This is a genomic window from Serratia sp. Z4 (assembly GCF_009900725.1).
Taxonomy (GTDB): domain Bacteria; phylum Pseudomonadota; class Gammaproteobacteria; order Enterobacterales; family Enterobacteriaceae; genus Serratia; species Serratia nematodiphila.
Genome location: NZ_JAAABD010000001.1, coordinates 1,238,986 through 1,252,543, shown reverse-complemented (window position 1 = coordinate 1,252,543; position 13,558 = coordinate 1,238,986). Strand labels below are relative to the sequence as shown.

The 13,558-nt window shown below is 55.9% G+C and carries 17 protein-coding genes; 10 read left to right on the top strand and 7 right to left on the bottom strand.

Annotated elements, in window-relative coordinates:
• Position 1: 1 nt before the first annotated feature.
• Positions 2-742 carry an SDR family NAD(P)-dependent oxidoreductase gene (locus GT753_RS06250; RefSeq protein WP_015377621.1) on the top strand — a complete coding sequence of 247 codons (741 nt, stop codon included), beginning with the start codon at positions 2-4 and terminating at the stop codon, positions 740-742.
• A gap of 17 nt (positions 743-759) precedes the next feature.
• Positions 760-969: a 4-oxalocrotonate tautomerase family protein gene (locus tag GT753_RS06245; protein WP_015377620.1), complete on the top strand. Its 210-nt coding sequence runs from the start codon at positions 760-762 to the stop codon at positions 967-969.
• An 84-nt stretch (positions 970-1,053) separates the two neighbouring features.
• Here the strand turns inward: GT753_RS06245 and GT753_RS25685 are convergent, their stop codons facing one another.
• Positions 1,054-1,191, bottom strand: coding sequence for a hypothetical protein (locus tag GT753_RS25685; protein ID WP_004941229.1), 138 nt, complete (start codon positions 1,189-1,191; stop codon positions 1,054-1,056).
• Positions 1,192-1,485: 294 nt separating this feature from the next.
• On the opposite strand from GT753_RS25685, the gene GT753_RS06240 reads away from it, so the two are divergent.
• Both GT753_RS06240 and GT753_RS06235 read left to right on the top strand, forming a co-directional pair.
• The gene (locus GT753_RS06240; RefSeq protein WP_015377619.1) at positions 1,486-2,601 is read left to right on the top strand and encodes an AI-2E family transporter; all 1,116 of its coding nucleotides are present in this window, start codon (positions 1,486-1,488) and stop codon (positions 2,599-2,601) included.
• A gap of 93 nt (positions 2,602-2,694) precedes the next feature.
• Entirely contained in the window at positions 2,695-2,907 is a 213-nt protein-coding gene (locus tag GT753_RS06235; RefSeq protein ID WP_075684882.1) for a hypothetical protein, read from the top strand.
• On the opposite strand, the gene GT753_RS06230 is transcribed toward GT753_RS06235, so the two are convergent.
• Positions 2,904-3,323 carry a GNAT family N-acetyltransferase gene (locus GT753_RS06230; RefSeq protein ID WP_015377617.1) on the bottom strand — a complete coding sequence of 140 codons (420 nt, stop codon included), beginning with the start codon at positions 3,321-3,323 and terminating at the stop codon, positions 2,904-2,906. The two genes, GT753_RS06235 and GT753_RS06230, sit on opposite strands and share 4 nt — an antisense overlap.
• Before the next feature lie 146 nt (positions 3,324-3,469).
• On the opposite strand from GT753_RS06230, the gene GT753_RS06225 reads away from it, so the two are divergent.
• A complete protein-coding gene (locus GT753_RS06225) occupies positions 3,470-3,760 on the top strand; it encodes a hypothetical protein (RefSeq protein ID WP_160125391.1) in 291 nt (96 codons plus the stop codon).
• Between the two features lie 30 nt (positions 3,761-3,790).
• On the opposite strand, the gene GT753_RS06220 is transcribed toward GT753_RS06225, so the two are convergent.
• The 3 genes from GT753_RS06220 to GT753_RS06210 all read right to left on the bottom strand — a co-directional run bounded on the left by GT753_RS06220 (position 3,791) and on the right by GT753_RS06210 (position 6,153).
• Positions 3,791-4,693: an HNH endonuclease gene (locus tag GT753_RS06220; protein WP_015377615.1), complete on the bottom strand. Its 903-nt coding sequence runs from the start codon at positions 4,691-4,693 to the stop codon at positions 3,791-3,793.
• A 148-nt stretch (positions 4,694-4,841) separates the two neighbouring features.
• Positions 4,842-5,339 (bottom strand): cell envelope integrity protein TolA, encoded by a 498-nt coding sequence (gene tolA / locus GT753_RS06215; RefSeq protein ID WP_230857984.1) that lies wholly within the window; start codon positions 5,337-5,339, stop codon positions 4,842-4,844.
• Between the two features lie 214 nt (positions 5,340-5,553).
• The gene (locus GT753_RS06210; RefSeq protein WP_015377613.1) at positions 5,554-6,153 is read right to left on the bottom strand and encodes a hypothetical protein; all 600 of its coding nucleotides are present in this window, start codon (positions 6,151-6,153) and stop codon (positions 5,554-5,556) included.
• A gap of 828 nt (positions 6,154-6,981) precedes the next feature.
• Between GT753_RS06210 and uspF the strand changes: the two genes are divergently transcribed.
• Positions 6,982-7,437 (top strand): universal stress protein UspF, encoded by a 456-nt coding sequence (gene uspF / locus GT753_RS06205; RefSeq protein WP_004941216.1) that lies wholly within the window; start codon positions 6,982-6,984, stop codon positions 7,435-7,437.
• An 85-nt stretch (positions 7,438-7,522) separates the two neighbouring features.
• Here the strand turns inward: uspF and icd are convergent, their stop codons facing one another.
• Positions 7,523-8,776: an NADP-dependent isocitrate dehydrogenase gene (gene icd, locus GT753_RS06200; RefSeq protein WP_015377612.1), complete on the bottom strand. Its 1,254-nt coding sequence runs from the start codon at positions 8,774-8,776 to the stop codon at positions 7,523-7,525.
• A gap of 131 nt (positions 8,777-8,907) precedes the next feature.
• Here icd and rluE point away from each other — a divergent pair, with 131 nt between their 5' ends.
• From rluE to mnmA, 4 genes are all read left to right on the top strand, one after another.
• Positions 8,908-9,534, top strand: coding sequence for a 23S rRNA pseudouridine(2457) synthase RluE (gene rluE, locus GT753_RS06195; protein WP_021505540.1), 627 nt, complete (start codon positions 8,908-8,910; stop codon positions 9,532-9,534).
• Positions 9,535-9,556: 22 nt separating this feature from the next.
• Positions 9,557-9,895 (top strand): lysozyme inhibitor LprI family protein, encoded by a 339-nt coding sequence (locus tag GT753_RS06190; protein ID WP_015377610.1) that lies wholly within the window; start codon positions 9,557-9,559, stop codon positions 9,893-9,895.
• A gap of 9 nt (positions 9,896-9,904) precedes the next feature.
• Positions 9,905-10,351 (top strand): NUDIX hydrolase, encoded by a 447-nt coding sequence (locus GT753_RS06185; RefSeq protein WP_160125390.1) that lies wholly within the window; start codon positions 9,905-9,907, stop codon positions 10,349-10,351.
• 106 nt (positions 10,352-10,457) lie between these two features.
• Positions 10,458-11,558, top strand: a complete 1,101-nt coding sequence (gene mnmA, locus GT753_RS06180) for a tRNA 2-thiouridine(34) synthase MnmA (RefSeq protein WP_015377608.1) — start codon at positions 10,458-10,460, stop codon at positions 11,556-11,558.
• A gap of 50 nt (positions 11,559-11,608) precedes the next feature.
• Here the strand turns inward: mnmA and kup are convergent, their stop codons facing one another.
• Positions 11,609-13,477, bottom strand: a complete 1,869-nt coding sequence (gene kup, locus GT753_RS06175) for a low affinity potassium transporter Kup (protein ID WP_015377607.1) — start codon at positions 13,475-13,477, stop codon at positions 11,609-11,611.
• Positions 13,478-13,558: the final 81 nt, after the last annotated feature.

Below are 13,558 nucleotides of genomic sequence, written 5' to 3'. Positions count from 1 at the left end.
AATGAGCAAAGTAAAAACGGTCATCGTCACGGGCGCATCGAGCGGCTTGGGCTTCGCCATCGCGCAAGCCTACCTGGCGCGCGGCTATCAGGTTGTCGCAAACGCCCGTTCGCTTGAACGGCTGCAGGCGGCGGCGGACAAACTCGGCCGCCCGGCCAATCTGCTGCTGGCGCCGGGAGACATCGCGCTGCCGGAAACCGCCGAACGGTTGTTCAGCCTGGCGATACAGGCTTTTGGTCAGGTAGATATTCTCATCAATAACGCCGGCATATTTATCGCCAAGCCGATCGCCGACTATACGCCGGAGGAGGTCGACGCGATGGTGGCAACCAATCTGAAAGGCTTCTTCTACCCGGCGCAGGCCGCCGCCCGGCATATGCAGCAACGCGGTGCCGGCCACATCGTCGCCATCACCGCGTCGATCGCCATGCAGCCCAACAGCAAAGTGCCCGCTTTGCTGCCGGTGCTGATTAAAGGCGGCCTTAACCACGCCGTGCGCGAGCTGGCATTGGAGTTAGCGCCGCACAACGTGATGGTCAACGCCGTGGCGCCCGGCATCATCGCCACGCCGATGCATCAAAATGATGAACAGAGTCTGGCGCAGATGCGGCAACTGGCGCCAACCGGCCGCGTCGGCCAGCCGCAGGACATCGTCGATGCGGTGCTGTATCTGACCGACGCCAATTTCGTTACCGGCGCGGCGCTCGCGGTTGACGGCGGCGCCACCGCCGGCGTCTGGTGAAACCGGGGAGAAACGCCATGCCATACGTCAACATTAAAGTGACCGACGAAGGGGTCAGCGCCGCGCAAAAGCGCATGCTGATCGAGGGAACCACCGCGCTGCTGGAGCAGGTGCTGAATAAGCCACGCCACACCACTTTCGTGGTGATTGACGAGGTAGCCACCGACAACTGGGGCGTCGGCGGAGAGAGCGTCACCGCCCTGCGCGCCAAAGAACGAGGCGAATGACGGGCGATTTATTCTGGGATCCAGTGTTGTAGGGTACAGCTGCTAGTTATCGTTATCGGGTCTGCGTGGTGAGATCAATCACGCTCAGCGCGAAGGATAAGGCCAGTGATGGTCCAGACCCGATAATGACAAGGCGCCGGTCGCGGCAAGATAAACCAGCACACCGGCGAAAGCGATCAGCAGCACCTTTTCGATAACGGCAAGTCGTTTGTGTTCAGTCATTTGCATACTCCTTCGTGGTATCGGGCGAACGGCCGCCCTCCTAAAAACTAGGAAAGCCTGGCGCAGGCGGCAAGCGCGGCTCACAAAATGAAACACAATCGATAAATTTTGTTAATTATTTAGCCCTCTTTCTTTTCTCACGCCGCCGCCTGTTCACCGTGCGGCGCCCGCCTTGCCCTTAATAACCCTATGGAATACGCCACTAAAAATCCCCTACCGGTTAAGCAAAGGTGATGATAGTGTTGTTTTCATTCAGTTCATCTATGCTGAAAATTCATCTTTTGAGGGACGACTATGATGTCTAAAGGCATTTCCAAGGGATTCTTTATTCTGATCCTGTTCATCGTTACCGCCGCCTTTCTCGACGTGCTGGGGCCTTATTACTCCTCGGTGCTGTGGGCGGTTATTCTGGCGGTGATTTTCCATCCGGTGAAAAAGAAGTTGAAGCAGTACGTCGGCGAACGCAACGGCGTGGTGTCGCTGCTGACGGTGGCGCTGATTTGCCTGATCGTGTTCACGCCGTTGGCGATCATCGCCTCGTCGCTGGCGATGGAATTCAACGTGATCTACACCAAGCTGCAGACCAACAACAGCCAATTGCCGACCATGCTGGCGGACTTTATGCGCCACCTGCCCAGCTGGGCGCAGCGCTTCCTGGCGGAGCATAACCTCAACAGCGCCGCCGAGATCCAAAAGCAGCTTTCCGAGGTGGCGCTCAAGGGCGGGCAATATCTGGCGGGCAGCGTGTTCCTGATCGGCAAGGGCACCTTCAACTTCGTCGTCGGCTTCGGCGTGATGCTCTATCTGCTGTTCTTCCTGCTGAAAGACGGCCCCTATCTGGTGAACCTGGCGCTCGAAGCGCTGCCGCTCTCCCAGCACGTGAAACACCATCTGTTCGTGAAGTTCGCCGCCGTCTCCCGCGCCACCGTCAAGGGCACGGTGGTGGTCGCCGTGGTGCAAGGTGCGCTCGGCGGGCTGGCGTTTTACTTTACCGGCATCGACGGCAGCCTGCTGTGGGGCGCGCTGATGGCGTTCCTGTCGATCATCCCGGCCGTGGGCTCCGCCATCATCTGGGTGCCGGCGGTGATCTACTTCTTCGCCACCGGCATGCTGTGGAAAGCCATTTTCCTGGTAGTGTTCTTCGTGGTGGTGATCGGCCTGGTGGACAACATCCTGCGCCCGCTGCTGGTGGGCAAAGACACCAAAATGCCGGACTACCTGATCCTGATCTCCACCCTGGGTGGCATGGAGATCTACGGCATCAACGGCTTCGTTATCGGCCCCTTGATCGCCGCGCTGTTCATCGCCTGCTGGAACATCCTGTCCGGCCGCGACAGCGAGGAGAATATCGAAGAGATCGACGAAGAATTTATCGAGGAAGGCAAAAACCATCCCGACGCGGTGGAGTAAACCTCCCGCAGCGAATCACGCAGGGGCCCGTTTGGGCCCCTTTTTTTGTCTGTGGTATCCTTGCCAGGCTCACAAGGAAGAACGGGTTTCGTTATGCTTATTTTCTACGCCACGCTGGCCATCGCCTTCACCCTGCTGTGCCTGCTGGCCTTTATCTCTTGCGCTTACCAGCTTTCGAAGCACGGCGACGTCAAATTTTTGGCCTCGCTTTCGGTGCTGCTCTTCGCGCTGCTGGCCTTCTATGCCGCTTATGGCTACGTCAGCACCTGGCTGCAACAGCAGGCGGTCGATGTCCGGTTGTATTAGCGCAGCGGGATAAAAAAGACCTGCTCCGGATCGCCGTCATCGAGATTGTCAATCTGGCCGCTGGCGACAAATCCGGCGTTCAGCAGCAGCCGCTGCATCGGCAGGTTGGAACGATTGGTGGAAGTGAACAGCTTCGGGTGTCGGCAATGGGACTTCAATGCCGTAATCAACGCCTGCCCGACGCCCCGGCGGCGATAGCGCTCGCCGACCATCAGCATCTCGATAAAACCGCAGCCGAAGAAGTGATAGTGCAGTACGCCATAGCCCATCACCACGTCCTGTTCCTCGGCAAGATAGCAATCCCCCTGCCCGCACCAGGCCCGGATCTGCGCCGCGCGCTGCGGTTCGTGTTCGGCGACGCTGTCGAGGGCGATCAGGGCTGCGACATCGGTTTCAGTGGCAAGACGAACAAACATGTTTATCCCTTCCTTCTGATGGGGGGCGGCGACACCGCTTCAACGAAACGGCAACCGAAGCGGGATAATTTTTACATCCCCGCCGAATTTTGTAATCCTATTATAGAGTTACTAAAACACACGCCAAGGAAGGAAAGCTTTTCCCGATGAGCATACCGCAAATACCCGCCGCCCTGCTGTTTACCCTGCTGCTGGCGGGCTGCCAGTTCCACAAAACCGTGTTCCCGCCGCCGTATATCGGCCCCCCGCAAGAGATCAGCACCTACGAAGTGAAAGGCCTGACGTTTGTCACCACCGTCACCTTCAGCGGCCTGTTCGCCGAAGATCTGGTGCGCGAATACGCACAGAAACATCACTATCGCTACTATGTGGTCACGATGCGCAGCAACGGTTTTAAAGACCGAAGCGAGCGCGTGAGCGCGATGATGTATCGGTAAGAGCCCCGGTCCTGATTTGGCAAACCTGCATCAGGGCTCTACTTCAAAACCCCATCTCGCTCGATGCCGCCGCAGGTAAGCTCTGTTCTTTTCAGACAACCCGCTAATGTTCGCATCCAGCGGGATCTTTAACTCATCTAACAAGCTGCTCTTCGTCTGCGGATACAGCAAACGTCCGTCATCGGCAAAACTGATCGTGCCGCGATCGAACAGCTTGTCCAGATTGGGGATTAACGGCAGACCATTGTGCGGATCCACTTTCTCTTCTGGGGTCGCAATCGACCAGGCAACGATGTGAGAGGCAATGAGAATGGACGGCTCAGCAATCCCCGTGACCGCACACCGATTTCCCCACCGCTTAAACATTTTATCGCGATAGGGACCATGCCCAATCCGCGCCTGAATCACCCTTTCTTGCTCACCACCGACCTCTCTGGTGATTTCGACGGTATCCGCATGGAGGTTGATAGAGAGATTTTCCGAGATAAAACCGGCGATCAACGCGGCTGCCGGCGCGGGGATCTCGCACATATAGTTTTCGGTGCATCCGCCTTTCTTATTAAAAACGCGCGGAAGGCAAGCCTGGTTGTGCATGCGTATGAACGCCTGATTAAAAAGGGAAACATCAATAGGGAGTTCAAGACGCGTCAGTTCCAAATCGACTTGGGTACCCGCAATATGCGGCGGTCCCGCGACCCGATGCTCAGGCCGCGGTGCAGAGTAAGCATCGCGTACCGCTGTCGCCACGCCGATAATCTTCCTACCCTTGTGGCAAAAAATCAGGTCACCCTCTTTGACTTTTTTGACCGTTTCCCACCCGGCAGGTTTAAACATGTTCCCAGTCTTATTTATTCCATATTGCGGCGCCCACAAGAATTCGCCCTTCAAAACTTCCGCGACGCTGCCACCGATGTTGACCCAGAAAAAACGCATGGCCACTCTTTTATAATCAGGAGTTTTAAGGGTTATCGTCACCATTCATCAAAGGCTTTAGTGATTTTCACCCATTAACGCAGGGTGACGGCAATAAAAAATCCCGGCCTTGACCGGGATAGCGTTGCACGGAAACAGCATTGTTTATTCACTGCGGGCGAAATTCCAACGTGCTGTTTTTGACCGCTTCGTAAACCGCGGCCGTTGGCGGCTTAGGCAGACGCGCATTGGCGATTGCTTTGATCGCGGCCTGGCAAAGTTCCGGTTCCCCTTGTTCAGCCTGAATGCTGATCAGCATACCGTCCGGCGCCAGCTTGATGCTCAATGTGCAACGCTTGCCTGAGTAGGCTTCGGCATCTTTCAAATGGCTTTGAATCGCGGCCTGCAACTGGGCGATATAGTGTTCTTTCTCTTTTCCCGGTGCCGGCGTCTTTGGGTCGCCAAGGTTGGTGAAAAGATCGTCAACCTCTTTATTTACCGGATCGGTTTGGCTGGGGGCCGTGCTCTTGGCACACCCCGTTAATGCCAGCGCGGTCATCGCCGCCAATACTGTAGCAACGCCGGTTTTATAGCCTGAATGCGTTATTTTCATATCCCTGTCCTTATGGATGTTGTCAGTTGAAAAACAATAACAATAGCAGCTCAATATTCACAATCGAAAAGTGATGTAAGACTCATAAAAAGCAGCCGTCAGCGTAGAAGACGAGAGTTTCGATGAAACAGCCCTCTCCCTTAAGGTTAAACGCATATTTTCTTCACATGTCAAATACACTCTCAATTTAAAAAAATGAAAAAAATGTATATAGCGATAAGACACATCAATCCCCATTAACAATCAACATACTGAAATTATTAATAATTTACACCTTTTCTTTGTTGCGCTTTCGTTTTCGGTCATTAAGAAAAACAATCACATCATGATAATATGCAACAAAAGCCAATATAAATACAGACACGACTATCAAAGCCAGGTAATTACTCTCCCTAAGCCCTTGGATTATTTCTCCAATTGATAGATAACCATGAAGGAAACTGAAGAAAATAAGCATAAATGAAATCAAATTCAGCGCAGATGCTTTGATACAATAACGCTCAAGCTCGCTGGCGATATTGTTCAGACTGGTTAACTTTTTGTCCATATCTTTATCTTCGGATATAAATAAGTCGTCTATTATTGCATTCGCATTTTTTAATTCAGCATTAGACGCATGGAATCCATGGAACACGGCACCAATCAATGTAATAAATATCACGATCCCCCATGAAGAAAACACATCCCAGTCAAAGTCAACATGAATACTGGCGTTTAAGTCACCCTTATTGAATGAAAGATCAACAATTTTAAAAACGAATACACATAACGCCATCCAAATAGTCATTATTGCAATTGATAATTGTACTGTTTTTCTGCCTCTATCCAGAGCAGTATTATATCTGTAAAGTATCAAACTAAAATTCATTATGCACCTCTTGATCGTCATTAAAAATTTATGTTAAAGGCAACTATTATCTATAACACTAAACCATCAAATTATTCCAAACAAAACAGTTCAATTAGGTATTATTAGAAAATGTAAAAACATGGTGGGTTAAGTTCCTACATAATCATCTATACCTATATCAAAAAAAAGCCATAGAAACCATATCGGCAAGCCATAACCCATAGAAGATCGATAGTCTATTTTGACCTAAAAATAGATTCCTCAATACTAATAAAAATCATAAAAACGTTAAAATAATACAACCGAAAAATGCCTATATTCAGGTACATTATTTTTCCGAATCATTAACAAGTCACCTTACGGAATTATGTCAATGATTATTACATATGCATCAAGACGAACACGCTGAGATTTGTCTTCCATTAAAACACCGAACGTATTAAATATGCCTAAAGGTAGCACCACGAAGCTCTGAACATTTCAGCAAATTAGCACCTTCTATGCCTCTAACGTCCAGGTAAACCTCACCCCCAGGTAGTAGAGTGTTAGACTAATCGTCCAGTAGCAAGCTTTCGATTAGTATTGCTAATTTAGCAAAACTGTTTTTGTATTGACTATCCAGGCGCACTCATAACCCATTGAATAAAAATAATTATTTAGTTTTTCTTGCTGTTTATCCCTTAGTTCATCTGATATTCTCTGTTTATACTCTATAACCAAGGTAGCGATTATCTCCGATTGTTGGCGGCCAATTTCTTTAGTTCTGCCACCAGGATCTCCCCTTTCCCTGCGTTAAGCAGCTATAATCCAAAAAGTGGAGTTTTTTGAAAACGATAAGGAGGGAGTATGTACAAAACTATTTTGGTTCCCGTGGATATTACCGAACCGGAATTAACACAGCAGGTCATCCCGCATGTCAACGCGCTCGCCAGGCTCGAAGACTCCCACGTCCATTTCCTGGCGGTGATCCCGTCGCGCGCCACCTATGCCGCTTTCGGCTTTGCCGCCACGGCGGCGATAGAAACCAAAGACGAAATCATTGCGGTAGCAACCGAGGGGCTGGCAAAAGCGGCTAAAGAATTCAGCGTGCCTGAAGATAGAGTGACCACGCACGTTGCCGTCGGCGATCCTAAAGATCAGATCCTGGAGCTCGCCGATGCGCTCAACGCGGAGATTATCGTGATGGGTTCCAACCGCCCTTCTGCGATCACTTATCTCCTCGGCTCCAATGCCACCGCTGTCGTCCGCCACGCCAATTGCCCGGTGCTGGTGGTGCGTGAATCGGCTAACGCCACTCAGTGAGCCTGTCCGACACCTCACACATATTTGAACCGTAAAAAAAACGGGAGCCCTTAGGCTCCCGCTCTCATTCAAGCGCTGAACACACTTACATGTGTTTAACGATAGCGTCGCCAAACTCTGAACATTTCAGCAATTTAGCGCCTTCCATCAGGCGTTCGAAGTCATAGGTCACGGTCTTGGCAGCGATGGCGCCTTCCATGCCTTTAACGATCAGGTCAGCCGCTTCGAACCAGCCCATGTGGCGCAACATCATCTCTGCGGACAGGATGATGGAGCCTGGGTTCACTTTGTCCTGGCCGGCGTACTTCGGCGCGGTGCCGTGAGTCGCTTCGAACAGGGCGCAGTCGGAGCCGATGTTGGCGCCCGGCGCAATACCGATGCCGCCTACCTGGGCCGCCAGGGCGTCGGAGATGTAGTCGCCGTTCAGGTTCATACAGGCGATCACGTCGTATTCCGCCGGGCGCAGCAGGATCTGCTGCAGGAAGGCGTCGGCGATCACGTCTTTAACCACGATCTCTTTGCCGGTGTTCGGGTTCTTGATCTTCAGCCATGGGCCGCCGTCGATCAGCTCGCCGCCGAACTCTTCGCGCGCCAGCTCATAGCCCCAATCCTTGAAGGCACCTTCGGTGAACTTCATGATGTTGCCTTTGTGAACCAGGGTCACGGAGTCACGGTCGTTGGTGATGGCGTATTCGATCGCCGCACGCACCAGACGCTTGGTCCCTTCTTCGGAGCATGGCTTCACACCGATACCGCACTGCTCCGGGAAGCGGATTTTCTTCACGCCCATTTCGTCGCGCAGGAATTTGATCACTTTGTCCGCTTCGGCGGAGCCGGCTTTCCACTCGATGCCAGCGTAGATGTCTTCGGCGTTTTCGCGGAAGATCACCATGTCGGTCAGCTCAGGCTGTTTCACCGGGCTTGGGGTGCCCTGGTAGTAACGCACCGGGCGCAGGCACACGTACAGGTCCAGCTGCTGGCGCAGGGCCACGTTCAGAGAACGGATGCCGCCGCCGACCGGGGTGGTCAGAGGGCCTTTGATGGCGACGCGGTAGTCGCGGATCAGGTCCAGAGTTTCGTCCGGCAGCCACACGTCTTTACCGTAAACGTGGGTAGATTTTTCGCCGGTGTAGATTTCCATCCAGGAGATTTTACGTTCGCCGTGGTAAGCCTTTTTAACGGCCGCATCAACCACGTGGATCATGGCAGGAGTCACGTCAACGCCGATGCCGTCGCCTTCGATGAACGGAATGATCGGGTTATGAGGAACAACCAGTTTACCCTGGGCGTCAACCGTGATTTTTTTACCTTCTGCCGGAACAACTACTTTGCTTTCCATCAACCTCTCCTTCAAGCGCAATTTTGTTAATGCTTTGTAAGATGCGTGTAGATACTACTTGAATATTCGGTCCGCGCCAATCCGAAACGGATTCGGTTATAATGCGCTTATCATCCGTAATCTCAACCGTTATGAAAAAATTCTCTGTTAGAAATCACAACGTTAAACGATTCAGCAAGCCGAATGCCGCCAAACCCGCCGCGCCGAAGGGGCCGCGCCGCATTGTGTTATTCAACAAGCCCTTCGACGTATTGCCGCAGTTCACCGACGAAGCCGGCCGCGCCACGCTGAAAGAGTACATCCCCTTCCCCGACGTTTACGCCGCCGGGCGCCTAGATCGCGACAGCGAGGGGCTGCTGGTGCTGACCAACGACGGCCAGCTGCAGGCGCAGCTCACCCAGCCGGGCAAGCGCACCGGCAAAATCTACTATGTGCAGGTCGAGGGCGCGCCGCAGGAGAGCGATTTGGCGCCGCTGCGCAGCGGCGTCACGCTGAAAGACGGCCCGACGCTGCCCGCCGGGGTGGAGTTGGTCGCCGAGCCGCAGTGGCTGTGGCCGCGCAACCCACCGATCCGCGAACGCAAATCCATCCCCACCAGCTGGTTGAAAATCACCCTGTTCGAAGGGCGAAACCGCCAGGTGCGTCGCATGACGGCGCATATCGGGTTCCCTACCCTGCGCCTGATTCGCTACAGTATGGGTAATCTTTCGCTGGGTTCACTGCAGCCCGGTGAATGGAAAATCATCGATTCCCTGTAGACCGATAACTGATGGAGGCGCCATGAAATCTACCCCGATCGCGCTGCTGCTCGCCGCTCTGGCGGCCCCGTTCGCCGCCCCTGCCGCCAGCTTCGACTGCGCCAAGGCGGCAGGCAGCGATGAACGCGCCATCTGCGCCGACCGCACGCTGAACGATCTGGACGTGCAAATGGCCACCAAATATCAATTCCTGCGCGGCCTGTTCGCCATGGGCGCGCGCGGCGCGATGCAGGACAGCCAGCAGGCCTGGCTGACCAAGCGCCAGCGGTGCGGCGGTGACACCGCCTGTCTGCTCAAAAGCTACCGCACCCGCATCGCCGAGCTGGACGACATCTACCGGCGCATCGATAAACCGCTGTAAGGAGACCGCATGTTCAAACCGCACGTCACCGTCGCCTGCGTGGTGCACGCCGCCGGCAAATTTTTAATTGTCGAAGAAACCATCAACGGCAAAACGCTGTGGAATCAGCCGGCCGGCCATCTGGAGGCCGACGAGACGCTGGTGCAGGCCGCCGAACGCGAGCTGTGGGAAGAGACCGGCATCCGCGCCACGCCGCAGGCGTTTCTGCGCCTGCACCAGTGGATCGCGCCGGATCGCACGCCGTTCCTGCGCTTCTGCTTCGTCATCGAGCTGGAACAGTCGCTGCCGACCGAGCCGCACGACAGCGACATCGATCGCTGCCTGTGGCTGAGCGCCGACGAGATTTTGCAGGCGCCCAACCTGCGTTCCGCACTGGTGGCGGAGAGCATTCGCAGCTATCAGCAGCCGGAGCGCTACCCGCTGTCGCTGGTCGGCAGCTTCGCCTGGCCGCATTAAGGGCGCCGGGCAGCACAAGATGAACAGTGCGCCGGCTCGGCCAACGTGGTAAAATCCTGCGCTTGTTTTTATCAGCACGGTTCGTGTTCAAGTTCGTGAGATCCCCATGTCAGACAACAGCCAGAAAAAAGTAATCGTCGGTATGTCCGGCGGCGTCGACTCTTCCGTTACCGCCTATCTGTTACAGCAACAGGGCTATCAGGTCGCTGGGCTGTTCATGAAGAACTGGGAAGAAGACGACGACGAAGAGTACTGCTCCGCCGCGACCGATCTGGCCGATGCGCAAGCGGTCTGCGACAAGCTGGGCATCGAACTGCACACGGTGAACTTTGCGGCGGAATACTGGGACAACGTGTTTGAGCTGTTCCTGGAAGAGTACAAGGCCGGCCGCACGCCGAACCCGGACATCCTGTGCAATAAAGAGATCAAATTCAAAGCCTTCCTGGAGTTCGCCGCCGAAGATCTGGGGGCCGATTTCATCGCCACCGGCCACTACGTGCGCCGCCAGGATGTGGACGGCAAGAGCCGCCTGCTGCGCGGCGTCGACGGCAACAAAGATCAGAGCTACTTCCTCTACACCCTGAGCCACGAGCAGGTGGCGCAGAGCCTGTTCCCGGTCGGCGAGCTGGAGAAGCCGGAGGTGCGCCGCATCGCCGAGCAGCTGGAGCTGGTCACCGCCAAGAAGAAAGACTCTACCGGCATCTGCTTTATCGGCGAGCGCAAGTTCCGCGACTTCCTCGGCCGCTACCTGCCGGCGCAGCCGGGCCCGATCGTCAGCGTTGACGGCCAGACCGTCGGCGAACACCAGGGCCTGATGTATCACACCCTGGGCCAGCGCAAAGGGCTGGGCATCGGCGGCCTGAAAGACAGCAGCGAAGATCCGTGGTACGTGGTGGATAAAGACGTGGCCAACAACGTGCTGGTCGTCGCGCAGGGGCACGATCATCCGCGCCTGATGTCCGTAGGCCTTATCGCGCAGCAGCTGCACTGGGTGGATCGTCTGCCGCTGAGCGGCCCGTTCCGCTGCACGGTGAAGACCCGCTATCGCCAGCAGGATATCCCTTGCACCGTGACCCCGCTCGACGACGAACGCATCGAAGTGCGTTTCGACGAGCCGGTCTCCGCCGTCACCCCCGGTCAGTCGGCGGTATTCTACCAGGGCGAAATCTGCCTCGGCGGCGGCATCATCGAACAGCGCCTGGCGTAATTCGCCTGCCGCCCAAGAAAAACGCTGCGTTTACCGCAGCGTTTTTTTATTCAAAATTCCACCTGCGCCCCCAGCTCGATCACCCGGTTCGGCGGGATTTCGAACAGGTCCGGCGCCCGCAGCGCGTTGCGCTGCAACAGCTGGAACACCTTGCCGCGCACGCGCAGATACCAGGGCCGTTTGCCCAGCACCAGCGTATCGCGCGACATGAAGAACGAGGTCTCGTTCATGGTGAAGCTCATCCCCTCCAGCCCGCAGCGGTAAAGAATGTCCGTCACGTTGGGCGTCTCGCGCCAGCCGTAGCTCGCCACCACCCGCCAGAAACTCGCCGACAGCTGTTCGATCGCCACCCGCTGCACGTTGTGCACGTACGGCATGTCGGTGGTGACGATGGTCAGCAGCACCACGCGCTCGTGCAGCACCTTGTTGTGCTTCAGGTTATGCAACAGCACCAGCGGCACCGCATGCGGCGTGCGCTCCATAAACACCGCGGTGCCCGGCACCCGCTTCGGCGGCGCCTTCTCCAGCGACTCGATCAGCGCGCTCAGCCCTTCCTGATTGTCGCGCAATCGGCGGATCAGGCGCGAACGCTCGGTCTTCCAGGTCAGCATGATCAGCAGAATGATTAGCCCGAGCGCCACCGGCAGCCAGCCGCCGGTCGCCAGCTTGATCAGGTTGGCGCCGAACAGCGGCACGTCGATGCACAGCATGACCAGCAGCATCAGCCCGCCCAGATAGCGCGGCCAGCCCCAGTTTTTCACCGCCACGATGCTCAGCAGAATCGACGACAGCAGCATGGTGCCGGTTACCACGATGCCGTAGGCCGAGGCCAGGTTGCTGGAGTGTTTGAAGCTGACGATCACGATCAGCACCGCCGCGAACAGCAGCCAGTTCACCACCGGAATGTAGATCTGCCCGGACTCCTGATCGGAGGTATAGATGATGCGCATCGGCGGCAGGTAACCCAGCCGCACCGCCTGCCGCGTCAGCGAGAACACGCCGGAGATAACCGCCTGCGAGGCGATCACCGTCGCCAGCGTAGCGATCACCAGCAGCGGGATCAGCGCCCAGGTCGGCGCCAGCAGGAAGAACGGGTTATTGATCGCCGCCGGGTTGGCCAACAGCAGCGCCCCCTGGCCGAAGTAGTTCAGCACCAGCGCCGGCGCCACCAGCGTAAACCACGCCAGGCGGATCGGTTTTTTACCGAAGTGGCCCATATCGGCGTACAGCGCTTCAGCGCCGGTGACCGACAGCACCACCATGCCCAGCGCAAAGAACGACACGGCCTTGTATTCGAGGAAGAAATTCACCGCCCAGTAAGGGTTCAGCGCCCGCAGCACGCCGGGGTGATGCAAAATGCCGCCGAGGCCCAGCAGCGCCAGCGTCAGGAACCAGATAACCATCGCCGGGGCGAACAGTTTGCCGACGCTGCCGGTGCCGCGTTTTTGGATCGCGAACAATGCGGTCAGCACCAGCAGCGACAGCGGTACGATAAAGCTGTCCAGCTCGGGGGCGATAATCTGCAGCCCCTCGATGGCCGAGAGCACCGAAATGGCCGGGGTGATCACCCCATCGCCGTAAAAGAAGCTGCCGCCCACCAGCCCGATCAGCACCGCCGCCGGCACCCAGCGCGCATCCAGCTTGCGGATCGCCAGCGACATCAGCGTCAGAATGCCTCCCTCGCCGTCGTTGTCGGCGCGCATCACGAAACAAATGTATTTAATCGACACCACCAGCGTCAGCAGCCAGAAAATCAGCGATAAAAAGCCGTAAATCGAGGCCGGCGTCAGGGTGATGCCCTCCTCCGCCGTCAGGCATTCGCGCAGGGTATACAGCGGGCTGGTGCCGATATCGCCGTACACCACGCCGATGGCCGCCAGCGTCACCGCCGGCAGTGGCTGCTTGTTTTTTACGTGCATATAAAGGTCTTTATTTGAGGGTTCACGTTGGCAGTATAGATGCAGCCGCCGCACTTTATTTGCCGCAGCAACAATAAGTTC